Raw genomic sequence first — 24,397 nt, forward strand, 5'->3', positions numbered from 1 at the left:
CATCCGAGTGATTGTCGGACCGGAAGTCGTACCGCAGGAGTGTCGACCGTCCGCCGCGCCGTGCCCGCCCCGCAGCCTGTCAGGGCCATCAGCGCGGAAACGGACGGAGCGTCATGTCAGCAAGGAAATGGACCCCGGTGGTCGCGATCGTGGCCGTCCTGGCCACCGCGGTCCCGACGGCCCTGGCGGCGGGGACCGGGGCCCACCCCCCGACCGCCCGCACCCTACGGGCGCCCCTGCCCGACGGGCTCGGTCCGTGCGTCCCGGGCGACTGCCCGAACCCGTTTCCGCCGATCGGCAGCGACGGCACCGTCAAGGGCCGCGACAACGCCGTCAACATCTTCGCCGGCGCCGACTTCCGCGTCCGCGGCCGCGCCTCCGAGGCCGAGGGCCGTCTCGTCGTCCTCGGTGGCTTCGACCAGGACAAGGCGGCCGGCGGCGACAGCCGCTACAACGTCGGCGTCGTCGGCGCCGGCTCGCTCGTCCCGCCCCCCGTCGGCGCCGAATTCCTCACCACCGGCGGCGACGTGACCGTCGCCGCCGGCGAGACCCTGATCGCCGACACCGGCGTCGTCCGCCACGCGGGCTCCCTCACCGGCAACGTGACCGGCACCCGCGTCCGGGACATCGACGCCACCGTCCCCTACGCGGGCCTGCGCGACCGGCTCACCGCCGCGAGCCAGTGCTACGCCAAGGTCGACGGCAGCCCCCGCCCGCCCACCGGGACCGTCGTCAACAGCGGCTACGAGACCCTCTTCACCGGCGACAACAGCTCCCCGCTCCAGGTCTTCAACGTGGAGGCGGACCTGGTCAACCCGAACGGCGGCGGCGCACAGGGCATCCGCTTCACGCGGATCCCGCCCCAGGCGACCATCCTCGTCAACGTCCAGGGCACCGGTACCCGCACCCTCAACACCTTCAGCGGCACGCTCACGGACACGGGCCCGGGGAGCGACCCGCTCAACGCCCACCGCGAGCGGCTGCTGTGGAACTTCCCGGACGCCTCGACCGTCAACCTGACCGGCAGCGGCCAGTTCCAGGGCAGCTTCCTGATCGGCAACCAGGCCTCCGAGACCCTCGTCACCCTGCCCGGCGTCAACGGCCGCTTCTTCACCACCGGCTCCGTCACGCACGGCAGTGAGAGCGTCGGGGGCGGCGGCCAGGAGTTCCACTCCTACCCCTTCGACGGGGACCTCCCCGACTGCGGCGCCGTCCCGCCCGCCACGGGCACGGTCGCCGTGACCAAGGTCGACGCCCAGGGCACTCCGCTCGCCGCCGCCGTCTTCGAGCTGTGGCGCGAGACGAACGACGTGCCCGGCCTCCAGACGGAGGGCGCGGACACCGACACCAAGGTCACCGACTGCACCACCCCGCAGAGCGGCGTCTGCGCGAAGGCGGAACTCGTACCGGGGTCGTACTACTGGCGTGAGACGGCCGCACCGAGGGGCTACGACCTGCCGGAGAACCCCGTCTTCCCGGTCACCCTGACGGCGCAGGACATCGCCGCCGACCGTACCGTCCGGGTCCGCGCGCTCAACACGCGCACCTCGCCCCCGGTGACGGGCGCCGTCTCCGTCCTGAAGGTCGACGAGCAGGGCACCCCGCTCGCCGCCGCCGTCTTCGAACTGTGGCGCGAGACCAACGGTCGGGACGGCCTCCAGACGACCGGTACGACACCCGACACCAAGGTCGCCGACTGCACCACCCCCGCGAGCGGCAGGTGCGTGCGCGCCGACGTCGAACCCGGCACCTACTACTGGCGCGAGACGGCCGCCCCCGGCGGCCACGACCTCCCCGCGAACCCGGTCTTCCCGCTGACGCTGACCCGCGAGAACGCCGAGGCCGGAGTCCAGGTCCGCGCCGTCAACGCCACCACCGCCACGACCGGCGCCCGCGTCGTGCTCCACAAGAGCGACCGGGACACCGGCGCCGACCTCGCCGGCGCCGTCTTCGAGCTGTGGCGCGAGACCAACGACGTCCCGAACCTCCAGATCGCCGGGCCCGGCGCCGACGAGCGGCTCCCCGGAAGCTGCGTCACCAACGCCCAGGGCACCTGCACGGTCGAGTTGCCCGCCGGTGAGACGTACTACTGGCGCGAGACCACACCGCCGCCCGGCTACGACCTCCTGAACGACCCGGTGATCCCCTTCACCGTGGACAGCGAGGACGTCGCCACCGGCATCGTCCTGAACGTCCCGAACCGCAAGGTCGACGAGGACCCGGACGGCTCCGTCCACCTGGTGAAGAAGGACGCCAAGACGCACCGCCCGCTGCGCGGCGCGGTCTTCGAACTCTGGAAGGAGACCAACGACACCGCCGGGCTCCAGACCCGGGGCATCAACGCCGACACCCGGGTCGCGAACGGCTGCGCGACCGACCGCGACGGCGTCTGCGACTTCGACGGGCTCTCCGACGGCCGGTACTACCTGCTGGAGACGGACGTCCCCGAGGGCTACGTCCTGCCGGCCGACCGGGTCACCGGCCCGCTGAGGCTCGACGCGTCGACCCCCGACCGGGTGCTCGTGGTCACCGTCGACAACAAGCGGCACCACCACGGCAAGCCGGACAGGCCCTCCAGGGGCCGGTAGGTCCTTCACGGGGGCCTGCCCCCGCCCCCCGTGCGCCGGTGGAGTGACGTGCTCACCCCACCGGCGCACCTGCGGGAGCCGCCGCCCGCTCCTGCGGGTTGGCTGGGCAGGAAGGGCCCGGCCGGCGGGCCGGAGGAGGCTCCCATGGCCGTACGACGCACCGCACACCGAACGCCCCGCGCAGCGGCGGCCCGAGCGGCCGCCCTCGCCACCCTGTGCGCCCTCGTCGCCCTCGCCGGCCCCGCCCACGCGGCGGCCCCCGAACCGGCCCCCGCCCCGGAGCCCGAGACGGCCTGCACCGCCGGCACCGGCCCCTACCAGCGCGAACTGGAGGCCCACCTCGACCTCACGGTCGACGGGACGCAGTCCATCGCCGACTGCCTCGCCATCCGCGCCTTCCAGCAGCGCAACGACATCACCCCCGCCGACGGCTACCCCGGCCTCGCCACGTTCCGCGTCATGACGGCCGTCGCCGCCCGCGCGAACCCCAACGCCGCCGGCGACTGTCCCGTCCGCGACCACCGCGTGACCTGCGTGGACCTGGAACGGCAGCTGCTGTGGGTGCAGCGGGGCCGGCGCGTCGTCTTCGCGCCCGTGCCCATCCGTACGGGCCGCGACGACCAGGAGACCCGCCCCGGTTGGCACGAGATCTACTGGCGGCACAAGGACCACGTGTCCAGCCTCTACGACAACTCGCCCATGCCCTACGCCCAGTTCTTCGACGGGGGCCAGGCCCTCCACGGCCGCCCCGGCCGGCTCTTCGCGGAGGGCGGCTCGGCCGGCTGCGTCAACCTCTCGGTGCCGGACGCCGAACGGCTGTGGAACCTGCTCGTCGAGGGCGACGCCGTCTACGTCTGGGGCGTCAAGCCGGGCACGGAGGACTGAGGCCGGGGCGGCGTAGGCCGCCTTCCGGCACTTGGTGACGGAACGGTGACACGACTGTGCCTATTCGTCATCTCGTCGTGTGATTTCCTGTCACCATGCGCGCGACTGTCCGCGCGCGGGGGACATGGGGAGAACACGAGTGAACCTGCAGCCGATTCGCGGCCGCGTCCGCACCGGCCTGCCGGCCCTTCTGCTGGGAGCGGCCCTGCTGTTCACCAGCGCGTGTGGCGGCGGCGCCGATGACGCAGGCGGCAAGGGTGGGGACAAGGGCGGAGCCGCCGCGGGCGCCAAGACGGGCACCGAGGCCTCGAAGGCCGTGGTCAACGTCAAGCCCGACGACGGGTCCAAGGAGGTCGCCACGAGCGGCATCCTGAAGATAACCAGCACCGGCGGCAAGCTCACCACGGTGACGGTCGCCGACACCAAGGGCAACGCGGTGGAGGGCAAGCTCGCCGCCGACGGCCTGAGCTGGGAGCCGGCCCGCCACCTGGCCGCCGCCACCGAGTACAAGGTGCACGCCGTCGCCAAGGACGAGGCCGGCCGGGAGTCCGCCAAGGACACCACCTTCACCACCCTGACCCCGCAGAACACCTTCGTGGGCCACTACACGCCGGAGGACGGCTCGACCGTCGGCGTGGGCATGCCGGTCTCGATCAACTTCACCCGCGGCATCACCAACCCCGAGGCCGTCGAGAAGGCCATCACCGTGACGGCCGAGCCGTCCGTGCCGGTCGAGGGCCACTGGTTCGGCAACGACCGCCTGGACTTCCGCCCCGAGAAGTACTGGGCCGCCGGCACCAAGGTCACCGTGAAGCTCGCCCTCGACGGGGTCGAGGGCCGGCCGGGCGTCTACGGCAAGCAGACCCGTACGGTCACCTTCACCGTCGGCCGCTCCCAGGTCACCACCGTCGACGCGAGCGCCCACACCATGCAGGTCGTCCGCGACGGCCAGGTCCTCAGGGACGTCCCGATCACGGCCGGCGCGCCCGCCACGACCACGTACAACGGCCAGATGGTCATCAGCGAGAAGTACAAGGTGACCCGGATGAACGGCGCCACCGTCGGCTTCGGCGGCGAATACGACATCTCGGACGTCCCGCACGCGATGCGGCTGTCGACCTCGGGCACCTTCGTGCACGGCAACTACTGGGCCTCGAAGAGCACCTTCGGCTCGGAGAACGTCAGCCACGGCTGCATCGGCATCCAGGACCGGCGCGGCGCCGGTGACGACAGCACCCCGGCCGCCTGGTTCTACAACGAGTCGCTGATCGGCGACGTGGTGATCGTGAAGAACTCGAAGGACAAGCAGATCGCCCCGGACAACGGCCTCAACGGCTGGAACATGGACTGGGCGGAGTGGATCAAGTAGGTCCGTCGGACGCGCGGTAGGTGTGGCCCGGTGCTGTGACCCACAGCACCGGGCCACACCGCGTTCCGCGCCCATCCGGGGGCGACCTCGAACCCCTCGCCCCCTAATCTGACCCGTATGACCATCTCTCTCGAAGTCTCCGAAGGCGTCGGCACCCTGCTCCTGGACCGGCCGCCCATGAACGCCCTGGACATCGCCACCCAGGACCGGCTGCGCGAGCTGGCGGTGGAGGCCACCGACCGCGCCGACGTGCGCGCGGTGGTCATCTACGGCGGTGAGAAGGTGTTCGCGGCCGGCGCGGACATCAAGGAGATGCAGACCATGGACCACGCGGCGATGGTCGCCCGGTCCCGCGCGCTCCAGGACGCCTTCACCGCGGTCGCCCGGATCCCCAAGCCCGTCGTCGCCGCCGTCACCGGCTACGCCCTCGGCGGCGGCTGCGAGTTGGCCCTCTGCGCCGACTACCGGATCGCCGCCGACAACGCCAAGCTCGGTCAGCCCGAGATCCTGCTCGGCCTGATCCCGGGCGCCGGCGGCACCCAGCGGCTCGCGCGGCTGATCGGCCCCTCCAAGGCCAAGGACCTGATCTTCACCGGCCGTATGGTCAAGGCCGAAGAGGCGCTCACCCTCGGTCTGGTGGACCGGATCGTGCCCGCCGCCGAGGTCTACGAGCAGGCGCACGCGTGGGCCGCGAAGCTCGCGCAGGGCCCGGCGATGGCGCTGCGCGCCGCCAAGGAGTGCGTCGACGCGGGGCTGGAGGCGGACATCGACACCGGCCTGACCATCGAACGCAACTGGTTCGCGGGACTGTTCGCCACGGAGGACCGGGAGCGCGGGATGCGCAGCTTCGTCGAAGAGGGGCCGGGCAAGGCGAAGTTCGTCTGAGGCCGGTTTCGGGTGCCTCCTCCCTGAGGGTGGATTAGCCGGCCCTTAAGGGAGACTTAAGGGGCCCTGGAGATCCACTCTGGGTGATCGTCGGGCGGCGGATCGTCACCGCAGGTCAGGGTGGTCCCGTAGGCGTCCTGTTGCCTTGCGCATATGCCGCGACCGCCCCTCGGAAGACGTGCTCCCGAGGGGCGTTTTCCCGCGGAACGGCCCGGACGGAGGCGTCGGCCGTCCATGATGGGTGCATGGCGGGCCTGGAGGGTGTGGAACAGCCGCGACAGCGCGGCAGCGCTGCTGTCGTACGGCTCACGGCGGCGTTCGAGGAGGAACAGGGCCTCAAGGCGCTGGAGTTGTACGGGAACCCGGCCGAGGCGGAGGTGACGCTGCCGTCCATGCCGGAGTCCGCGAGCACCGCCCGCCGGCTGACCCAGAGCGTGGTGATCCGCTTCTGGGGCCTGTCGCCGCAGATCTCCGAGCACGCCGTCCTGCTGGTCTCGGAGCTCGTCGGCAACGCCGTACGCCACACCGGGGCCCGCTCCTTCGGATTGCGGATGTTGCGCCGGCGCGGCTGGATCCGCGTAGAGGTACGCGACCCCTCGCGCGGGCTGCCCTGTCTGATGCCGGTGCACGAGCTGGACACCACCGGGCGGGGGCTCTTCCTGGTCGACAAGCTCTCCGACCGGTGGGGCGCGGACCTGCTGCCGCGCGGCAAGATCACCTGGTTCGAGATGCGGGTCGCCGACCGCTGATCCGCCCCCCTCACAACGCCTGAAGCCCCCGGTCGCCGTGGTGGGGCGTCATGGGGGCTTCACGGGTGCGCCGAGGATCGAAGGGGGTGTGATCCTCGGCGTGGGGCGACTTCGCTCGGGTCAAGGGGAAGTCGTGGTTCCGACTATGGCAGACGAGGGCCCGAACGCCAAAACTCCAAACTCGGACATAAGTGTGCATATCCTAAGAGTTTCCACCTAAATCCTAGGTGAGGTGGGCTACTCACCTCGCTTTCGATGAATAAATATCGAACACCACGCGTGAATCATCGACCGCACGGTGAACGAACCCCCACCCCATCGCCCGGCGACGAACGCCCCGAATTGGGTCAATCATTACCTTCTTGGCCATCCACCCCTTAAATGGGCAGGTGTTCTCCCTACCAGGCCGCCGCGCGGCCCTGTGCGCGGGCGTGGCGGCCCTGGCCGGCCTCACCGGCGCCTGCGCGGCCGGGCGCACCGTCGCCGGACCCCGGAACCGCCGCCACCGCGGCCTCGGCGAAGGCGGGCCGCCCCCGGCCGCCCCGGCCGGCCCGCCCCGGCGCCCCGGCGGTTCGCGGGGCGGCCCGTCGAGATCGCGCACGGGCCTCGCGAGCGCCCCGCCGTCGCCCTCACCTTCCACGGCAACGGCGACCCCGCCCTCGCCCGCGCGGTACTCGCCGAGGCCGAACGGGCCGGGGCGCGGGTCACCGTACTGGCCATCGGCGCCTGGCTCGACGCCCACCCCGACCTGGCCCGCCGGATCCTCGACGGCGGCCACGACCTCGGCAACCACACCCAGAACCACGTCGCGATCAACTCCCTGCCCGAAGCCGAGGCCTACGCCGAGATCACCGGCTGCGCGCTACGCCTCAAGCGACTCACCGGCTCCATCGGCACCTGGTTCCGCCCGTCCCAGACGCAGTACGCCTCCCCGCTCGTGCGCACCCTCGCCCAGCGGGCGGGCTACCCGCACGTCCTCTCGTACGACGTGGACTCCCTCGACTTCACCTCGCCCGGCGCCGCGGCCGTCATCCGCACCGTCACCGGGACGATCCAAGGCGGATCGGTGGTGAGCCTGCACTTCGGCTACGCGGACACGGTCGACGCGATGCCACCCCTCCTCGAAGAACTCGCGCGCCGCAAACTGCGCGCGGTGACCACCACGGAGCTGCTGACCCCATGACCAACAACCGCCTCCCACACAAGGCCACCGTGCTCGTCGCCGGCCTCGTCCTCGCCGCCCTGGCGGGCTGCGGATCCGGCGGGAAGGGCGAGCCCGAGGCGCTCGGCTCCAAGGGCCCCGCCCGCCCGGTCAAGGCCGTCCCGGCCGCGCCGCCGGGACTGCCCGGGATGCCCCCGCTGCTCGACCCGAACGACGTCTACGCGGCCGACCGGCCGAACAAGCTCTCGCCGGTGGTCAAGGACTTCCCGTCCCGCGTCTACGTGCCGAACACCAACTCCAACACGGTGTCCGTCATCGACCCGGTCACCTACAAGGTCATCGACACCATCCCGGTCGGCGTCCAACCCCAGCACGTCGTCCCCTCCTGGGACATGAAGACCCTGTGGGTCAACAACAACCGCGGTCACACGCTCACCCCGATCAACCCGGCGACCGGCGAGGCGGGCGATCCGGTCGAGGTGCACGACCCGTACAACCTGTACTTCACGCCGAACGGGAAGTACGCGGTCGTGATGGCCTCCATGGACCGCGAACTCGTCTTCCGCGATCCGCACACGATGAACCGAGTGAAAACCGTCCCGGTGACCTGTTTCGGCGTCAATCACGCCGACTTCTCGGCGGACGGCCGCTACTTCATCGTGAGCTGCGAGTTCTCCGGCGAACTGCTCAAGGTCGACACCGAGAAGATGGAGGTGATCGGCCAGCAGAAACTTCCCTTCGAGGGGGCCATGCCGCAGGACGTGAAGATCTCCCCCGACGGGAAGACCTTCTACGTCGCCGACATGATGGCGCACGGCATGTGGGTCCTCAGCGGCGAGAAGTTCGACACCCCCAAGCTGCTGCCCACCGGCAAGGGCTGCCACGGGCTGTACGTCAGCCGCGACTCGAAGGAGATGTACGTCTCCAACCGGGGCGAAGGGAGCATCTCCGTCTACGACTTCAAGCAGAACCGGCTCACCAAGAAGTGGGAACTGCCCGACGGCGGCAGCCCCGACATGGGCGGCGTCTCGGCGGACGGCAGGGTGCTGTGGCTGTCGGGCCGCTACAACTCCGAGGTCTACGCCATCGACACCACCAGCGGCAAGCAGCTCGCGCGGATCCCCGTCGGCGGCGGCCCCCACGGCCTGGCCGTCTACCCCCAGCCCGGCCGCTACTCGCTCGGCCACACCGGCATCTTCCGCTAGCGGATGTCCCTCGGGCAAGGCCGGCCTTCCCCGGACGCGACAGTGCCCCGGGAGCTCGCACAGCTCCCGGGACACCGGTCTCGTGGCCGCCGCTACCAGGCGACGGGCAGCCGCTCGGGCAGCCGCTTGATGAAGCCCGTGCGCCAGACGAGGTTCTCCGCCGGCACCGCGAGCCGCAGTCCGGGCAGCCGCTCGACCAGCACCTCCAACGCGATCTCGGCGTGCGCCCGGCCGAGCGCGGAGGCCGGGCAGAAGTGCCGGCCGGCCCCGAAGGCCAGGTGGGCGTTGGCGCTGTCGCGCTCCAGGTCCAGCACCTCCGGGCGCTCGAAGGCCTCCGGATCGAAGTTGGCCCCCTCCAGCAGGACGAGCACGAGCTCGCCCTCCTTGACGAGCACGTCACCGACCCGGACGTCCGCCATCGCGATGCGCGGCAGACCGTCACCGACCGACAGGTTCCAGCGCAGCAACTCGTCCACGGCCTTGCCCATGCGCTCGGGATGCGCCCGCAGGTAGCCGATCAGCTCCGGCCTCTGGAGCAGCGCGAGGACCGCGAGCACCAGGAACGCGGACGTGGAGACCGCGCCCGCCCCGAAGAGGGAGACGGCCACGGTCGCGAACATCTCGTCCGTCAGGTGGGCCGACTCCGGGTCGGCCTCCTTCAGCTCCGCGAACCTGCCGAGGAGCCCCGTACGCTCCTCGGCGGGCAGCGCGAGCTGCGCCCGCAGTCGGTCGGTGAAGTAACCGACGTCCTTGTACCAGTTGAGCGCCGAGTCGGCGAAGGGTTCGCGAGCGGTCATGAACGCGACGTCCAACCCCGACATCAGGCGCCGCCAGTCCTCGAACGGCACCCCGAGCACCTGGCAGTGCAGCGCCGCCGAGAAGGGATCGGCGAAGCCGGCGCGCAGGTCGGCGGGGCCGCCCTCCGCGAGGATCCGGTCGATCAGCTCACCGGCCACGGCCCGCAGCCGGTCCTGAAGCCCCGGCTGCCGGGGGTTCAGCGCCTTCATGACGGCGCTGCGCAGGCCGGCGCTGTTGATGTTGCCCATGTTGTTGACGACCTCGGGCGGGATCGTCAGCGCGTACTGGCGCGGCACGCCGGCGTTCGCGGTGTCCTTCAGACTGAACCGCTCGTCCTCCAGCACCTGCTTGGCCAACGCGTAAGAGCTCACCAGCCAGGCCGGGTCCCCGGTCAGCGTGCGCACCCTGGCGACCGGGGCCTTGTCGCGCAGCCAGGCACACTCCTCGGGCAGCACGTCACCGCGCCGCGAGAGCGGGAAGTCGAGGAGCGGCTCCTGCCCGTCCCGGCCCTCAAGCTGCTCGACGCTCATCGGCGGTCCTTTCGGTGGGTGCGGCGGCGATCGAGGCGGCGGCCTCGGGGCGTACGACGGCGTACGCCTGGTTGCGGGTCGCGCGCAGGCCGCCGCCCCGCGCGAAGAGGAGGTCCGTCATCGGCATCTTGACGTGGTAGGCCGCCACGGAGGAGGGCACGTCGAGAATGCTGGGGGTGTCCACGAAGAAGGGCAGCTCGGCCGCCATGTAGTCGAAACAGACCTGCAACTGGCCGTTCGTGATGGATTCACCTTCCGGCAACTTGGAGCCGACGAAGTGAAGGGCCATTTCCTCACAACCCTTGCGAAATGCGTCATCGGTTTCCAGGAAATGCAGGACACGTCGGTGCAGGAGTTGGTACACGGGGTTCGACTGGAACTCCGAAAGAGCTCTCACCCGTATCTCGGCGTGCGAGGATCCTGATTCCTCGACGCCTTTGAGGATCCTTCTCCGGACCGCCTTGATCTCTTTCGTCGCACGCTTCTCCGCGTGGTCCGGGGTGTAGCCGAAGGCGGCGAACATCCGGTCGACGTGGAGGTCAGCGTAGACGAAGTCGACCTGCGCGAAGCGGGTCGTGGCCCACCGGGCAAGACTGGAGATGCGCTCGGAGCTGAAGTAGCTGTTGCCGGGACTCACTCCGATGAGCACATGGTCGCCGTCTTCCCAGATATGGCGGCAGGTGCGGGTGAAGGGCAGAACTTCGAATGATGCGTCAGCTGTGATCGTCACCTGTGTGATGGCCCTTGTTGCCGCTTGTCCCTGGGAGCCCTGCGCTCCTGGTGTGGCGGCAATGTCGGTACGTTATGCCGTGATGCCGGAGCGTGACAAGTGGGAGGCCGAATTGTTGGCCGGAATTATCGCTTCCGGGTTACGGACCGGTAATTCAATTTATTTCTGCCGATCGAACGGGACCCGCCCGGAAGAGGGTCCCGGCGTGCCGCTACCCTGAGCCGGTCAACAAGCACCAAGAAGGGGTGGACCCAGTGGCGGACATCGAGAGCGCACGGGCGACGTTCGACAGGTTCGACGTGAACGGTGACGGCTTCATCACGGCCGACGAGTACAGCCAGGCCATGAAGGCGATGGGCGACGCGTTCGTCACGCCCTCGGTCGCGGACTCCGTCGTCGCCGCCAAGGACGCCAACCAGGACGGCCTGCTGAGCTTCGACGAGTTCTGGGCCGACCTGAACAAGTAACGCCTCCGCCGACCTCCGCCCCCGCCCGCCGGGGGCGGAGGCGCGTCAGGCCCCGCCGGGGGGACCCTCCGCGCCGTCCGCGCCGTCCGCGCCCTCTGCGCCTTCGAGGTCCTGGACCTCGGCGATCGCCTCCTCCAGCCAGCTCAGCCAGAAGGTCTCCAAGGCGATGCCGCCGCGCAGCACGAGCCGGCGCAGCCGGTCCTCGGCGCCGTCGCGGCCCGGCGGGAAGTCCTTGGCCTCGATGGCCTCGTACGTCCCCAACTGCTCCCGGTGCAGATCCAGATGCCGGCGCAGTTCGCCGCCGAGCCCCTGCGGCCCCACCACCGCCGCCGCGCGGATGCGCAGCAGCAACGCGTCCCGCTGGGGCTTGGGATCCTGGCTCTCGTCCACCCAGCGGGCCAACTCCGCGCTGCCGGCGGGCAGCACCTCGTACTGCTTCCTCTGCCCCCGCACGGGCGCCTCGCTGGGCAGCGCCCGGATCAGCCCCGCCTCCTCCAGCCGCCCGAGCTCCCGGTAGATCTGCTGGTGCGTCGCGGACCAGAAGTACCCGATCGACTTGTCGAACCGCCGGGTCAGCTCCAGCCCCGACGAGGGCTTTTCGAGCAGGGCGGTGAGGATGGCGTGCGGGAGCGACATGCCGCCATCCTAGGTTCCGGCCCCGTGGGCGCGGGGGCTCACCGCCAGGCGGCCAGGGCCTCCGGGACGCGGGGGCCCGGTACGTCGGCGGCCAGCAGCCCGTGCGCGCGCAGCAGGGCCGTCACCGCCGGGGACCAGGCCTGGCGCAGGCCCGCCGAGGCGAGCAGCTCCGGGTCCGACAGCAGGAGCGGCGCGGGGCCGACGCGGATGCCGTCCGGGGTGAGGACCGCCGCGTCGTCCGCCCACCGGACCGCGAGGTCCACGTCGTGCGTGGCCATGACGACGGTGGTGCCGGCCGCGCGCAGCCCCGCGAGGACGTCCAGGAGGCGTTCCTGCCCGTCCGGGTCCAGGCCGGCCGTCGGCTCGTCCAGGATCAGCACGCGCGGGGCCATCGCCACCGCGCCCGCGATGGCCGCCCGCTTGCGCTGCCCGTAGGACAGCAGGTGCGTCGGGCGGTCCCGCAGCGCCGTGATGTCCAGCGCGGCCAGCGCCGCGTCGACCCGCTCGCGGACCTCCGGGGCGGACAGGCCCAGGTTCATCGGGCCGAAGGAGACGTCCTGTTCGACGGAGGCGGCGAACAACTGGTCGTCCGGATCCTGCACCACCAGCTGCACCGCACTGCGCAGCCGGGTCAGCCCCGCCCGGTCGTACGCCACCACCGTGCCGTCGAGGCGCAGCGTGCCCGTGCCGGGGCGCAGGCCGCCGCTCAACAGCCGCATCAGCGTGGTCTTGCCGCTGCCGTTGCGCCCGAGCAGCACCAGCGCGCGGCCCTCGACGATGCCGAAGTCCACGCCGGACAGGACGGCGGGGCCGTCGTCGTACGCGTAGCCCGCGCCGGCCAGTTCCACCAGCGGGCCCGCCGCTACCAACGGGGTCACAACCACAGCTCCTTCAGTACGAGGGTCCCCGCGACCAGGCCGGTCAGCAGGGCGGCGGTGGCCGCGAGGAACCGCCAGGACAGCGTCGCCTCGGGAACGAGCACCCGCAGCGCCCCGTCGTAGCCGCGCCCGGCCAGCCCCTCCTGGAGCCGCGCGGCGCGGTCGAAGGCCCGGACGAACGAGGTCGCCGCGAGCCCGGCCAGCGAACGCCACACCGCCGCCCGACTGGTCTGCCCGAGCCGGGCCGCCTGGGCGCGGCGTACGCGGTCCATCGAGTCGAGCAGCAGGAAACCGATCCGGTACATGACCAGGGCCACGTCCACGACCGGCGCCGGCACGCCCGCCCGCACCAGCCGGGGCAATACGTCCGACACCGGGGTCGTGAAGGCGAACAGCAGCACCCCGAGGGAGGCCGCCGAGGTACGCAGCAGCAGCTCGCCCGCGTGCCGGGGCCCATCCGGCGCGAGCGCGAGGAACCCGGCCGGGCCGCCCACCGACACCAGCAGGGGCAGCGCCCCGGTCACACAGAAGCCCAGCGGGATCCGGAAGGCCCGCCACAGCTGCCGCCCCCCCACCCCGGCCGGCCCGAGCAGGACGGCCAGGGTGGCGGCGGCCACGAGCGGCCCGCCCGGCCAGGGCGGCAGGGCGACGGCGGTGACCGTCAGCCCGATCCCCAGCACCGCCTTCTCCAACGGGTGGCGGCCCCGCCAGCGACTGCTGTGGGCCGCCACGTCGATCGGCAGCACCGGCTACGACTCCCGGGCGGCCGGTACGGCCGCGCCCTCGCCGGCGCCCTCGCCCGCCTCTCCGGCCGAGCCCGGGGCGGCGGCCGACGCCAGGGCAGCGCCCTGCCGTCGCCCCTTGCGCACGCCGAAGTAGTACGCGAGCACGCCCGCGCCGAGCGCCGCCTGGAGGGCGAACAGCGCCGACTCCACCTCCCCGGACGGGGGTTCGTAGAGCGGGGTGAACCAGGGCTCGTAGTCCGGCTCGATCTCGGCGATGGCCGTTTCCGCCTGGGCGTCGGCGCCGGTGAACGGCTCCTCCTTGCCGTCGCCCAGACCGAGGGCGAGCGGGAGCACGGCCAGCGCCGCGACCACCAGGAGCAGCAGGGTGTTGATCTTCGCGTTGCGGGTCATCGGACCTCCGCCTCCCGGCCGGTCTGCTCGGCACTCTTGCCTCCGGTGAGCTTCGCGACTCCGAGGCGCACCAGGTCGGACTTGCTGGACTGCATGAGCAGGCGCATCACGAGGACGGTCAGCAGGCCCTCGCTGATCGCCAGCGGGATCTGGGTGAGCGCGAAGATGCCGGCGAACTTCTCCAGCGAGCCCAGGAAGCCGCTCGCCGGGTCCGGGAAGGCGAGCGCGAGCTGGACCGAGGTCACGCAGTAGGTGACGAGGTCGGCGAAGAAGGCGCCGAAGAAGACGCCGACCATGAGCGGGGTCCCCGACTTCCGGAGCAGCCGGTAGACCGCGTAGCCCGCCCAGGGGCCGGCGATGGCCATCGAGAAGACGTTGGCGCCCAGGGTGGTGAGTCCGCCGTGGGCCAGCAGCAGCGCCTGGAAGAGCAGGGTGATCGTGCCGAGGACCGCCATGATCGGTGGTCGGAACAGGATGGCCCCGAGCCCCGTGCCCGTCGGGTGGGAGCAACTGCCCGTCACCGAGGGGATCTTCAGGGCGGACAGGACGAAGGTGAACGCTCCGGACGCCCCGAGCAGCAGCGTGCTCTCCGGATTGGCCTTCACCTCGCGGGTGAGGGCGCGTACGCCGTGGACGACGAACGGGGCGGACGCGGCGCCCCAGGCGACCGCGTGCAAGGGGGGTAGGAACCCCTCGGCAATATGCATGGATAGAGACCTCTCCAGCACCTCGTGGATGGACGACGCGCCTCGGCCGGTCTCCTGGCTGACGGGTACTGATGCCCTGGCTCCGCCTTCCCGGGCCTGCGCGGTCTCCCGCGAGGGCCCAGTGACTTCCCGCAGGAGTGGAGCCGGACTTCCCGATCACAGTGGCGAGGGCCGCACCGGTTTTCCACCGGTTTCCCGAACACCAAGGCCCGCTGACCCTAGTGGGCGGCACGCACCGCTTACAACCCGACCCGACCCCGGCCCCGGGCACCGATGTGCGCCGGGGCCGGTGGTGCTGTGGGATCAGCAGGTGTTCGGGTGCGAGATGTCCACCACGATCCGCTCCGGCGCGTGCAGCACGGTGACGCCGTAGGCGGGCCTGGTGTCGAAGGCGGCCCCGATGGTCACGTACCCCTCGAAGTCGCCGGTCAGGGCGAGGCCCTTGAGCTTGCTCAGGTAGATCTTCTGGAGCCTGGGGCCCTGGTAGACGTTCTGCCCGTCGTCGGTGTGCCCGGCGGCCGGGTGCATGCGGATCTCCAGGAAGTACTTCCCGGCGAGCGGGACGGGCTTGCCCGACCCGTCGTAGACGAGCTCGGAGACCGGACTGACGGTGACCTCGGGGACGGAACCCTCGATGTCGACCACGATCCGGTCGAACGTGCAGTGACCGCCCCAGCGGGCATTGACGACGAGCGGGATCTGGGTGGTGCGGGTGGCCGTGGCGGCCGCTGATGCCGGTGCGGCGAGGCCGATGCCGGCGGTGAGCAGTGCGCCCGTGGCCAGGGCCACGATCTTGCGGCGGCGCGAGCTGGGCAGGTGACGCATGGCGTCCCCCCGATTCCTCTTGAGACGGGGACTTGCTGTCGCCGAGGAAGACGCCGGGGTGCGTCGTGCGGTTGCGCTCAGTACGCCGCTCGGTACGCCGGCTCAGTACGCCAGCAGCGCGCTCAGCTGTGCGTCCAGGTCGTAGTGGCGGCGCTCCTGGCCGCGCGGCACCAGCTCCGTCATGCGGCGGCACAGGGCCCGTACGTCCTTGGCGCGGGCGGACACCACGCAGCTCTGCGCGCCGTTGCTGAAGGCCAGGAACACCCGGGGCTCGGTCCCCTCGCGCATCGGCCAGACCTGTATGTCGCCCTCGCCGGCGGGGGTGGTCTGCCCGTCGATCAGCAGGTCCCGGGAGAAGACCCAGCGGGCCAGGTGCCTGCCGGCGCCCCGGAAGTCGACGGCCAGCTCGTAGGGCCGGTCCGTGCGGTACACGAAGGCGCCCTGGAGGGGGACGGTCAGCGGGGCGACCTCCAGCCGCAGGGACAGGACGCGGTGTTCGGTGGTGGCCATGGCGGCAGCCTTCCTTCACGCGGGGACGTGCACGGACCCCCCTTCGCACGCTAGCCCACCGCGCCGGCGGCGGACGGGGCCGAAGGTCCCGAGGCGGGTGGGCCCGAGGACCCCACTTGGCCGCGGGGAGCCCCGTACGGGCGAGGGCCCGCCCTCCGGGTGGGGAGGACGGGCCCGAAGGGGCGCGGCGGGGGCCGCGCCACCCGTTACGGCAGCGGGTTGTAGACCAGCGAGTCGTGGTTGTTGGACTGGCCGATCGCGGTGAAGCCGGAGCCGTTGGCCTGGGCGCCGTTGTTCTGGTTCGACGCCCCGAAGCCGGACGCCACCTGCTGGGCCGTGGAGGAGTTGCCGAGGTTGCTGCCGCCGATGCCGCTGCCGAGGATGTCGGCGAGGGCCGCGTTCGAGGCCGTGCCGGCGGCGCCGGCCCCGTTGTCCGCCTGCGCCACGCCGGACAGGAGCGCGAGGGCGAGGGGGAGCGATGCGACAGCCGCCATCACACGGGTGCTGCGGATGCTTGCCATGGTGGGGTCCTCCGGTACGCACAAACAAAGGGGGTCAGGGCGGTTGGCCGGCCGCCCCGGAAGTGCCCGACGTCGTGTGATCAGCTTGGCGTATGTGATCATCGAGAAACCAGCCCAGACCGGCTTCTTCGCCCGCAAGCGTGATCAACACGTTCCAAACCTCGGAACGTCGGTCAATTCGCCCCTTCGGTCAGTACCCGAAGACGATCAGCACTCGATGACGTTGACCGCGAGGCCGCCGCGCGCGGTCTCCTTGTACTTGACCTTCATGTCCGCGCCGGTCTCCTTCATGGTCTTGATGACCTTGTCGAGGGAGACCTTGTGGCTGCCGTCGCCGCGCATCGCCATCTTCGCGGCGGTGACCGCCTTGACCGCCGCCATGCCGTTGCGCTCGATGCAGGGGATCTGCACGAGGCCGCCGACCGGGTCGCAGGTCAGACCGAGGTTGTGCTCCATGCCGATCTCGGCCGCGTTCTCGACCTGCTCCGGGGTGCCGCCCAGGACCTCGGCGAGGGCGCCCGCCGCCATCGAGCAGGCGGAGCCCACCTCGCCCTGGCAGCCGACCTCGGCGCCGGAGATGGAGGCGTTCTCCTTGAAGAGCATGCCGATCGCGCCGGCGGCGAGGAGGAAGCGGACCACGCCGTCCTCGTCGGCGCCCGGCACGAAGTTCATGTAGTAGTGCAGGACCGCCGGCAGGACGCCCGCCGCGCCGTTGGTCGGGGCGGTCACGACGCGCCCGCCCGCCGCGTTCTCCTCGTTGACCGCCATCGCGTAGATCGTCGTCCACTCGCTGCGGTGCATCATCGGGTCGCCCTCGGTGCGCAGCTGGCGCGCCGTGGAGGCGGCGCGGCGCTTGACGCGCAGGCCGCCCGGGAGGATGCCCTCGCGGGACATGCCGCGCGCGACGCAGGACTGCATGACGCGCCAGATCTCCAGGAGGCCCTCGCGGATCTCCTCCTCCGTGCGCCAGGCCTTCTCGTTCTCCAGCATCAGGGAGGAGATCGACAGGCCGGTCTCGTTGGCGAGGCGCAGCATCTCGTCGCCGGAGCGGAAGGGGTACTTCAGCACGGTGTCGTCGAGCTTGATCCGGTCCTCGCCGACCGCGTCCTCGTCGACGACGAAGCCGCCGCCGACCGAGTAGTAGGTCTTCTCCAGCAGCGGGGCGCCGGAGGCGTCGTAGGCGAAGAGGGTCATGCCGTTCGCGTGGTACGGCAGCGAGCGGCGGCGGTGCAGGATCAGCTGGTTCGGCTCGTCGAAGGCGATCTCGTGGACATCGCCTATCTCCGTGCCCAGCAGCCGCAGGCGCCCGCTCTTGCGGATCCGCTCCACCTCGTCGTCGGCGGTCTCCACGTCGACGGTGCGCGGGGAGTGGCCCTCCAGGCCCAGCAGGACCGCCTTGGGGGTGCCGTGGCCGTGACCGGTCGCGCCGAGGGAGCCGAAGAGCTCCGCGCGCACCGAGGCGGTCTGGGCGAGGACGCCGTCCTTCTTCAGCCGCATCACGAACATGCGCGCCGCCCGCATCGGGCCGACGGTGTGCGAGCTGGACGGACCGATGCCGATCGAGAAGAGATCGAAAACGGAGATGGCCACGGTGGCGGACTCCCGGTTCATCCCCACGGTGGTGGGGAGCGGACCGTCCAGTCGCTCTCGCGACGTGGCGAGATCGGCCGACGGAGGGGCGGACTTTGCAGGGATTGCGGGCAAAGGGCACCTCGTGGGCGCCCTTGCCCGGTTCATCAGCGTACGTCAGTTCGTGCGGGCGTCGGTTACGCCCGCCTGTACGGCGGCTTGAGCGGCGGCGACGCGGCGGACCGCGGTCGCGGCCACAGGAAGGGCCCGGACCCGTGTGACACCAGGCCGGGCCCTACCGAGCCGGCGCCTAGAGCGACGGGTACAGCGGGTGCTTCGCGGCGAGTGCCGAGACGCGGGCCTTGAGGTCCTCGCTGTCGTACGACGGCTTCAGGGCCTGGGCGATGATCTCGGCGACCTCGGTGAAGTCCTCGGCGCCGAAACCGCGCGTGGCCAGGGCCGGCGTGCCGATCCGCAGGCCCGAGGTGACCATCGGCGGGCGGGGGTCGTTCGGGATGGCGTTGCGGTTGACCGTGATGCCGATCTCGTGCAGGCGGTCCTCGGCCTGCTGACCGTCCAGCTCGGAGTTGCGCAGGTCGACCAGGACCAGGTGGACGTCCGTACCGCCGGACAGGACGGAGACGCCGACCTCGGTGACGTCCGGCTGCACCAGGCGCTCGGCGATGATCTTCGCACCCTCCAGGGTGCGCACCTGGCGCTCCTTGAACTCCTCCGAGGCCGCGACCTTGAAGGAGACCGCCTTGGCCGCGATCACGTGCTCCAGCGGGCCGCCCTGCTGACCGGGGAAGACCGCGGAGTTGATCTTCTTGGCCAGCTCCTGCGTGGACAGGATGACGCCGCCACGCGGACCGCCGAGGGTCTTGTGCGTGGTGGTGGTCACGACGTGGGCGTGCGGCACCGGGTTCGGGTGCAGACCGGCGGCGACCAGACCCGCGAAGTGCGCCATGTCGACCATCAGGTACGCGCCGACCTCGTCCGCGATGCGGCGGAAGGCGGCGAAGTCCAGCTGACGCGGGTAGGCGGACCAGCCGGCGACGATCAGCTGCGGCTTGGACTCCTTGGCGAGGCGCTCGACCTCGGCCATGTCGACCTGGCCCGACTCGTCGACGTGGTACGGGACCACGTTGTAGAGCTTGCCGGAGAAGTTGATCTTCATGCCGTGGGTCAGGTGACCGCCGTGGGCCAGGTTCAGGCCCATGATCGTGTCGCCCGGCTTCAGCAGCGCGAACATCGCGGCGGCGTTGGCCTGCGCACCGGAGTGCGGCTGGACGTTCGCGGCCTCGGCGCCGAACAGCGCCTTGATGCGGTCGATCGCGATCTGCTCGACCACGTCGACGTGCTCGCAGCCGCCGTAGTAGCGGCGGCCGGGGTAGCCCTCGGCGTACTTGTTGGTCAGGACCGAGCCCTGGGCCTCCATGACGGCGACCGGAGCGAAGTTCTCCGAGGCGATCATTTCCAGGGTCGACTGCTGGCGCACGAGCTCGGCGTCGACGGCGGCGGCGACGTCCGGGTCGAGTTCGTGGAGAGGGGTGTTCAGTACGGACATCAGGATCCCCTGGGGTCAGTTACCGGCGGTGAGCTTGGCGTACTCGTCGGCGGAGAGCAGGTCGTCCGGCTCGTCCGTGACGCGCACCTTGAACAACCAACCACCCTCGAACGGGGCGGTGTTCACCAGGGCCGGGTCGTCCACGACGTCCTGGTTGAACTCGACGACCTCACCGGTGACGGGGGAGTACAGGTCGCTGACCGACTTGGTCGACTCCAGCTCGCCGCAGGTCTCGCCCGCGGTCACCGTGTCGCCGACCTGGGGGAGCTGGGCGTAGACGACGTCACCGAGCGCGGTGGCCGCGAACTCCGTGATGCCGACCGTCGCGACGCCGTTCTCGGCGGCCGACAGCCACTCGTGCTCCTTGCTGAAACGCAGCTGCTGGGGGTTGCTCATGACCTGATTCTCCTGGATGCGGGGGAGTGGATACGAACAGTGGTCTCGCGTACCGAGACGGTCGGTACGGCGCCGGTACGGCGTACGGGCGTTACTTCTGCCGCTTGTAGAACGGCAGGGCCACGACCTCGTACGGCTCATGCGTACCGCGAATGTCGACGCCGACGCCGGAGGTGCCGGGCGCGGCGTACGCCGCGTCGACGTACGCCATCGCGATCGGCTTGCCCAGCGTCGGGGACGGGGCGCCCGAGGTGACCTCGCCGATGACCCGCCCCTCGGCGACGACCGGGAAACCGGCGCGCGGGACGCGGCGGCCCTCGGCGACCAGACCGACCAGCTTGCGCGGCGGGTTCGTCGCGGCGCGCTCGGCGGCGGCCTCCAGGGCGGCGCGACCGACGAAGTCGCCCTCCTTCTCGAACTTCACGACCCGACCCAGACCCGCGTCGAACGGGGTCAGGGAGGTGGTCAGCTCGTGCCCGTACAGCGGCATGCCCGCCTCCAGGCGCAGCGTGTCGCGGCAGGACAGCCCGCACGGGACCAGCCCGACGCCCTCGCCGGCCTTGGTCAGCGCCTGCCACAGTTCCACGGCGTGCTCGGGGGCCACGAACAGCTCGAAGCCGTCCTCGCCGGTGTAGCCCGTACGGGCGATCAGCGCGGGCACGCCCGCGACGGTGCCCGGCAGGCCCGCGTAGTACTTGAGGCCGTCCAGGTCGGCGTCGGTGAGCGAGGCCAGGATGCCGGGGGACTCGGGGCCCTGAACGGCGATCAGCGCGTACGCTTCGCGGTCGTCGCGGACCTCGGCGTCGAAGCCGGCGGCGCGCTCGGTCAGCGCGTCCAGCACGACCTGGGCGTTGGAGGCGTTGGCGACGACCATGAACTCCGTCTCGCCGAGGCGGTAGACGATCAGGTCGTCCAGGATGCCGCCGTCCTCCACACAGATGTGCGTGTAGCGGGCGCGGCCGACGCCGACGGTCGAGATGTTGCCGACGAGGGCGTAGTCGAGGGCCTTGACGGCCTCCGGGCCGGTCAGGGTGATCTCGCCCATGTGGGAGAGGTCGAAGAGACCGGCCTTGGTGCGTACCGCGGTGTGCTCCTCGCGCTCACTGGCGTAGCGCAGCGGCATGTCCCAGCCCGCGAAGTCGGTCATGGTCGCACCGAGCGAGCGGTGCAGCGCGTCGAGCGCGGTCAGACGGGGGGCAGTGCTCATGGGTGTGGCTCCCGGGTCCCAGGGCATGACATGACGAGGACGATCCTCCCCATCTGTCATCGGAACCTGAGAGGTTCGCCGAGAGTCACCGCGGGGACGCGGTGCGCCGTCGACTTGCACCTTGGGTGGAGCGCGCGCCGGTGACCGTCGGGGGACGGACCCGTCGCGGCTCGCTTTTCAGATCTGCCTCATCCACGCGGTACGGGGCCTGAGAGATTCAAGGGAGGTACTTGCTCCTTCGGCGCCCGGACACGGCCTCGCGGCCTGCCGGGACTCTCCCGCGCGGATTCAAGCGGCCGGTATGCAGTTGGTGTCCAGATGGCGCACATCATTGCACGGGTCGCCCGGGAGTGGGCGGTGGGGCCCGCGAGAACGTACGACCGGAACCGGCGCCGCCGGATTACCGTCTCTTTACACTCAGTGGGCATGGGGCCGTCACGGCCCGTTTTCGGGGGGAGAGCACTGTGCGGAGATTCGGAGTGGTGACGACGACGGGCACCGTGAACGCGGTCCCCACCCAGCGGGGCGCGCAGCCCCTGGCGGTGGGACCCGTCCGTGACCTGCGGGGTACGACGGCCCGCGGGCCGCACAGGCTGCGCTTCCCCGCCGGGGACATCGTGGTGGTCTCGGGCCTGCCGGGGGGCGGCAAGAGCACCCTGATCAAGCGGGCCGCCGAGGGCGGCGGGATCGACTCCCAGGACACCCGCGAGCGCTGGGAGCGCCGCATGCCGGCCGCCCTGCCCTACGCCGCGTACCGGCCGGCGGTCCGCCTCGCGCACTACTGGGGGCTGTGGCGCCGGCTGCGCTCCGGCGCCTCTGTGGTGGTCCACGACTGCGGCACCCAGAGCTGGGTGCGCGCGCTGCTCGCCGGCGCCGCCCGCCGCCGGGGCCGGGCGCTGCACCTGCTGCTGTTGGACACCACCGCCGAGGAGGCCCTCTCCGGGCAGCTGGCCCGGGGCCGCCGGGTCTCCGCGTACGCCTTCGCCCGCCACCGGGGCGCCGTACGCCGACTGCTGCGCGAGGCCGAGTCCGGCCGCCTCCCGGCGGGCTGCGCCTCGGCCGTCCTCCTGGACCGCCGCTCGGCGGCGGCGGTGGCGGCGATCACCTTCCATCCCTGAGCGCCACCGACCTCGGCACCACTGCCGGGCGCTGCCGGGAGCGGGCCGCCCGGTAGCCTCGGCACGACACCACGCGGAACCTACGGAGGCAACGGCACATGCAGGGCAGCGGCTGGCCGGCGAACGAGTTGGAGCAGGTGCTCGGGACGGTGCTGGGGCAGGCGGACGCCGGGGCCCGGATCCTGGAGGTGCTCGGGCGCAGCCCCGTCTGGGTTCCGCTGCCCGAGGGCGGTGGGCCCGACAGTGACGGCCTCACCCTGCCCACGATGCTGATCGGCGGGGAGGCGTACGTCCCCGTCTACAGCTCCGAGGCGCAGCTGCGCCACGGAGCCGGCCCCGCAATGGACTTCGCGATCGCCCCGGCCGTCGAGTTCGCCCGGGGCCTGCCCCCGCAGCTCGGCATCGCCGTCAACCCCGAGGGCGCCGTCGGCGTGCCCCTGCCGCCCGCCGCCGTCGCCGAGCTGTGCCGATTCGGGCGCACCCCCCTCGACGGCCCCGCCACCGGCGGGCGCGTACGGCTCTACGAGCCCGACTGGCAGGACGACCCGGTCGACTTCCTCGCCGCCGCCTCCGAGGAGTTCCGCGCCACCGGAGTGGTCGCCGCCGCGCACCGCTGCCTGGCCAGCGTCGAGGCGGGGGCGCCCCAGCTGTACGTCGGTGTCCGACTGGTGGGATGGGATCCCGAGTCCCGAAACGCCCCGCTGGAGGCCCTCGGTCGGGCCCTGGCCCGCGTACCGGCGCCCTGGCCGGTGCAGTTGATCCTCCTGGACGCCGCCGACGACCCGGTCACGGACTGGATTCGTGAGCGCGTACGCCCCTTCTACCTCCCGTAGCGCCGCTTAAGCTGGTTGGTACGCGTGGACGACGGGCGGACGAAGAGGGGTACCGGGTGAGTGCGTCAGGCACGGCCGAGGCCGGGCAGGTCGAGCACATGCTGCGCCAGGTGACTCCCGGGCGCTATGACAGCTATGAGTCATTCCTGCACGCCCTCGCCGAGGGTCGGCTGTGGATGTTGTTGTGGCAGGGGCAACCGGGCTCGCCGGACGCCCAGTACGGCGGTATGGAGGTCGAGGGCCTCGGGTACGCGCCCTGCGTGACCTCCCCGCAGGAACTGGCCGCCGGCGGCTGGAACCGGGGCTACGAGGTGGTCACCGGGCGGGACATCGCCCGCGCCCTCTACCCCGACCGGTGGGGGCTGTGGATCAACCCGCACGCGCAGAACGGCGGCCTCGGCGTGCCGTGGGCCGACCTGCGCCGGATCGCCACCGGCCTGGACCGGATGCCGGCCGGGCCGCTGCGGCTGTCCGAGCCCGCGCTCGAACTGCCCCAGTTCTACGGGCTGCTGACCCAGCACGCGCACCGCACCCCGGCCGTCAGGTCGCTGCGGCGCGCCTGGGTGCAGCCCGCGCTCGGGTCGGCGTACCTCGCGGTGGGCCTCGACCTCTACGACGCCTCCGCGCCGGCGCTGGAATCCGTACGGGAGATGATGCGCCAGTCGGTCGCGGCGGTGCCCGAGGGGGTTCCCGTGTGCACGGTCGCGCTGGCCGACGAGCACGATCCGGTGGCGATGTGGCTGCGGTCGCGGACGCGGCCGTTCTACGACCGCGAGGGCCAGGCCGCGGCGTACCGGTAGTGCCTCGTCGCGCGGTGTCCACCACAGGGTGAGACAGGCGGGGCCGGCGGACCTCGGGCCGCCGGGAACGATCGTTCCCGGCGGCCTTCGCGTTGTCCGGATTTCGGCGTACCCGTCCGCCCAATAGGCGCACTCATCCAGTGAGTTGGGCGGCATGTCCGTTTGCGTACCGAACGGACGGTCTTGCTCCGCTGAGCCGTGAGCGGAGTCCGGATAACGGGAATCCGTTCGTCAGATCACGGTTGCGCATCCATTCATCTGCGGGTCTGGCGGCTGGTCGAGCGACCGATGAAGACTCCCCACCCAAGAGCCGGTCAGTCCTCCAG

General features: G+C 71.5%; 25 protein-coding genes and 2 riboswitches. Of the genes, 11 read left to right on the forward strand and 14 right to left on the reverse strand.

Annotated features, from left to right (window positions below):
• Positions 1-113: 113 nt before the first annotated feature.
• The 7 genes from M4D82_RS23245 (at position 114) to M4D82_RS23275 (ending at position 8,843) form a co-directional block, all read left to right on the forward strand.
• On the forward strand, positions 114-2,588 hold the full coding sequence (locus M4D82_RS23245; protein WP_249767890.1) for a SpaA isopeptide-forming pilin-related protein: 2,475 nt from the start codon (positions 114-116) through the stop codon (positions 2,586-2,588).
• Between the two features lie 144 nt (positions 2,589-2,732).
• Positions 2,733-3,473 carry a L,D-transpeptidase family protein gene (locus M4D82_RS23250; protein ID WP_249767891.1) on the forward strand — a complete coding sequence of 247 codons (741 nt, stop codon included), beginning with the start codon at positions 2,733-2,735 and terminating at the stop codon, positions 3,471-3,473.
• Between the two features lie 124 nt (positions 3,474-3,597).
• Positions 3,598-4,842: a L,D-transpeptidase gene (locus M4D82_RS23255; protein WP_502988987.1), complete on the forward strand. Its 1,245-nt coding sequence runs from the start codon at positions 3,598-3,600 to the stop codon at positions 4,840-4,842.
• A gap of 117 nt (positions 4,843-4,959) precedes the next feature.
• Positions 4,960-5,727: an enoyl-CoA hydratase/isomerase family protein gene (locus tag M4D82_RS23260; RefSeq protein WP_249767892.1), complete on the forward strand. Its 768-nt coding sequence runs from the start codon at positions 4,960-4,962 to the stop codon at positions 5,725-5,727.
• A gap of 140 nt (positions 5,728-5,867) precedes the next feature.
• On the forward strand, positions 5,868-6,476 hold the full coding sequence (locus tag M4D82_RS23265) for an ATP-binding protein (RefSeq protein ID WP_249767893.1): 609 nt from the start codon (positions 5,868-5,870) through the stop codon (positions 6,474-6,476).
• Between the two features lie 421 nt (positions 6,477-6,897).
• A complete protein-coding gene (locus M4D82_RS23270; RefSeq protein ID WP_249767894.1) occupies positions 6,898-7,659 on the forward strand; it encodes a polysaccharide deacetylase family protein in 762 nt (253 codons plus the stop codon).
• A complete protein-coding gene (locus M4D82_RS23275) occupies positions 7,656-8,843 on the forward strand; it encodes a YncE family protein (RefSeq protein ID WP_249767895.1) in 1,188 nt (395 codons plus the stop codon). The genes M4D82_RS23270 and M4D82_RS23275 overlap by 4 nt, the downstream gene beginning before the upstream one ends.
• 92 nt (positions 8,844-8,935) lie before the next feature.
• Here M4D82_RS23275 and M4D82_RS23280 read toward each other — a convergent pair whose 3' ends face one another.
• Together M4D82_RS23280 and M4D82_RS23285 are read right to left on the reverse strand one after the other, a co-directional pair.
• Positions 8,936-10,171, reverse strand: a complete 1,236-nt coding sequence (locus M4D82_RS23280; protein ID WP_249767896.1) for a cytochrome P450 — start codon at positions 10,169-10,171, stop codon at positions 8,936-8,938.
• Positions 10,152-10,901, reverse strand: coding sequence for a tRNA-dependent cyclodipeptide synthase (locus M4D82_RS23285; protein WP_249767897.1), 750 nt, complete (start codon positions 10,899-10,901; stop codon positions 10,152-10,154). The genes M4D82_RS23280 and M4D82_RS23285 overlap by 20 nt, the downstream gene beginning before the upstream one ends.
• Before the next feature lie 254 nt (positions 10,902-11,155).
• Here M4D82_RS23285 and M4D82_RS23290 point away from each other — a divergent pair, with 254 nt between their 5' ends.
• Entirely contained in the window at positions 11,156-11,368 is a 213-nt protein-coding gene (locus M4D82_RS23290) for an EF-hand domain-containing protein (protein ID WP_249772083.1), read from the forward strand.
• Positions 11,369-11,413: 45 nt separating this feature from the next.
• On the opposite strand, the gene M4D82_RS23295 is transcribed toward M4D82_RS23290, so the two are convergent.
• From M4D82_RS23295 to gcvT, 12 genes are all read right to left on the reverse strand, one after another.
• The gene (locus tag M4D82_RS23295) at positions 11,414-12,004 is read right to left on the reverse strand and encodes a PadR family transcriptional regulator (RefSeq protein ID WP_249767898.1); all 591 of its coding nucleotides are present in this window, start codon (positions 12,002-12,004) and stop codon (positions 11,414-11,416) included.
• 38 nt (positions 12,005-12,042) lie between these two features.
• The gene (locus tag M4D82_RS23300; protein WP_249767899.1) at positions 12,043-12,882 is read right to left on the reverse strand and encodes an energy-coupling factor ABC transporter ATP-binding protein; all 840 of its coding nucleotides are present in this window, start codon (positions 12,880-12,882) and stop codon (positions 12,043-12,045) included.
• Positions 12,879-13,628, reverse strand: a complete 750-nt coding sequence (gene cbiQ, locus M4D82_RS23305) for a cobalt ECF transporter T component CbiQ (protein ID WP_249767900.1) — start codon at positions 13,626-13,628, stop codon at positions 12,879-12,881. Before cbiQ ends, M4D82_RS23300 begins: the two co-directional genes overlap by 4 nt.
• Positions 13,629-13,631: 3 nt before the next feature.
• Positions 13,632-14,018: an energy-coupling factor ABC transporter substrate-binding protein gene (locus tag M4D82_RS23310; RefSeq protein WP_249767901.1), complete on the reverse strand. Its 387-nt coding sequence runs from the start codon at positions 14,016-14,018 to the stop codon at positions 13,632-13,634.
• Complete coding sequence (locus tag M4D82_RS23315; protein WP_249767902.1) at positions 14,015-14,725, reverse strand: energy-coupling factor ABC transporter permease; 711 nt, start codon at positions 14,723-14,725, stop codon at positions 14,015-14,017. The genes M4D82_RS23310 and M4D82_RS23315 overlap by 4 nt, the downstream gene beginning before the upstream one ends.
• Positions 14,726-14,752: 27 nt before the next feature.
• Positions 14,753-14,947, reverse strand: a riboswitch (cobalamin riboswitch).
• An 81-nt stretch (positions 14,948-15,028) separates the two neighbouring features.
• A complete protein-coding gene (locus M4D82_RS23320; RefSeq protein ID WP_249767903.1) occupies positions 15,029-15,550 on the reverse strand; it encodes an AMIN-like domain-containing (lipo)protein in 522 nt (173 codons plus the stop codon).
• A gap of 102 nt (positions 15,551-15,652) precedes the next feature.
• Complete coding sequence (locus tag M4D82_RS23325; RefSeq protein WP_249767904.1) at positions 15,653-16,060, reverse strand: SsgA family sporulation/cell division regulator; 408 nt, start codon at positions 16,058-16,060, stop codon at positions 15,653-15,655.
• 206 nt (positions 16,061-16,266) lie between these two features.
• Complete coding sequence (locus tag M4D82_RS23330; RefSeq protein WP_249767905.1) at positions 16,267-16,581, reverse strand: hypothetical protein; 315 nt, start codon at positions 16,579-16,581, stop codon at positions 16,267-16,269.
• Between the two features lie 207 nt (positions 16,582-16,788).
• Positions 16,789-18,171, reverse strand: a complete 1,383-nt coding sequence (locus tag M4D82_RS23335) for an L-serine ammonia-lyase (protein WP_249767906.1) — start codon at positions 18,169-18,171, stop codon at positions 16,789-16,791.
• A 289-nt stretch (positions 18,172-18,460) separates the two neighbouring features.
• Complete coding sequence (glyA, locus tag M4D82_RS23340; RefSeq protein ID WP_249767907.1) at positions 18,461-19,717, reverse strand: serine hydroxymethyltransferase; 1,257 nt, start codon at positions 19,715-19,717, stop codon at positions 18,461-18,463.
• A 15-nt stretch (positions 19,718-19,732) separates the two neighbouring features.
• Positions 19,733-20,113, reverse strand: coding sequence for a glycine cleavage system protein GcvH (gene gcvH / locus M4D82_RS23345; protein WP_249767908.1), 381 nt, complete (start codon positions 20,111-20,113; stop codon positions 19,733-19,735).
• 91 nt (positions 20,114-20,204) lie between these two features.
• Positions 20,205-21,320, reverse strand: coding sequence for a glycine cleavage system aminomethyltransferase GcvT (gene gcvT, locus M4D82_RS23350; RefSeq protein ID WP_249767909.1), 1,116 nt, complete (start codon positions 21,318-21,320; stop codon positions 20,205-20,207).
• 187 nt (positions 21,321-21,507) lie between these two features.
• Positions 21,508-21,611: riboswitch (glycine riboswitch) on the reverse strand.
• Between the two features lie 209 nt (positions 21,612-21,820).
• Between gcvT and M4D82_RS23355 the strand changes: the two genes are divergently transcribed.
• The 3 genes from M4D82_RS23355 (at position 21,821) to M4D82_RS23365 (ending at position 24,071) form a co-directional block, all read left to right on the forward strand.
• A complete protein-coding gene (locus tag M4D82_RS23355; RefSeq protein WP_249772085.1) occupies positions 21,821-22,438 on the forward strand; it encodes an AAA family ATPase in 618 nt (205 codons plus the stop codon).
• 98 nt (positions 22,439-22,536) lie between these two features.
• The gene (locus M4D82_RS23360; protein WP_249767910.1) at positions 22,537-23,271 is read left to right on the forward strand and encodes an enhanced serine sensitivity protein SseB; all 735 of its coding nucleotides are present in this window, start codon (positions 22,537-22,539) and stop codon (positions 23,269-23,271) included.
• A gap of 56 nt (positions 23,272-23,327) precedes the next feature.
• Entirely contained in the window at positions 23,328-24,071 is a 744-nt protein-coding gene (locus tag M4D82_RS23365) for an enhanced serine sensitivity protein SseB C-terminal domain-containing protein (RefSeq protein ID WP_249767911.1), read from the forward strand.
• Positions 24,072-24,397: the final 326 nt, after the last annotated feature.

Origin of the sequence: Streptomyces sp. RerS4 (genome assembly GCF_023515955.1) — a bacterium.
Lineage (GTDB): Bacteria > Actinomycetota > Actinomycetes > Streptomycetales > Streptomycetaceae > Streptomyces.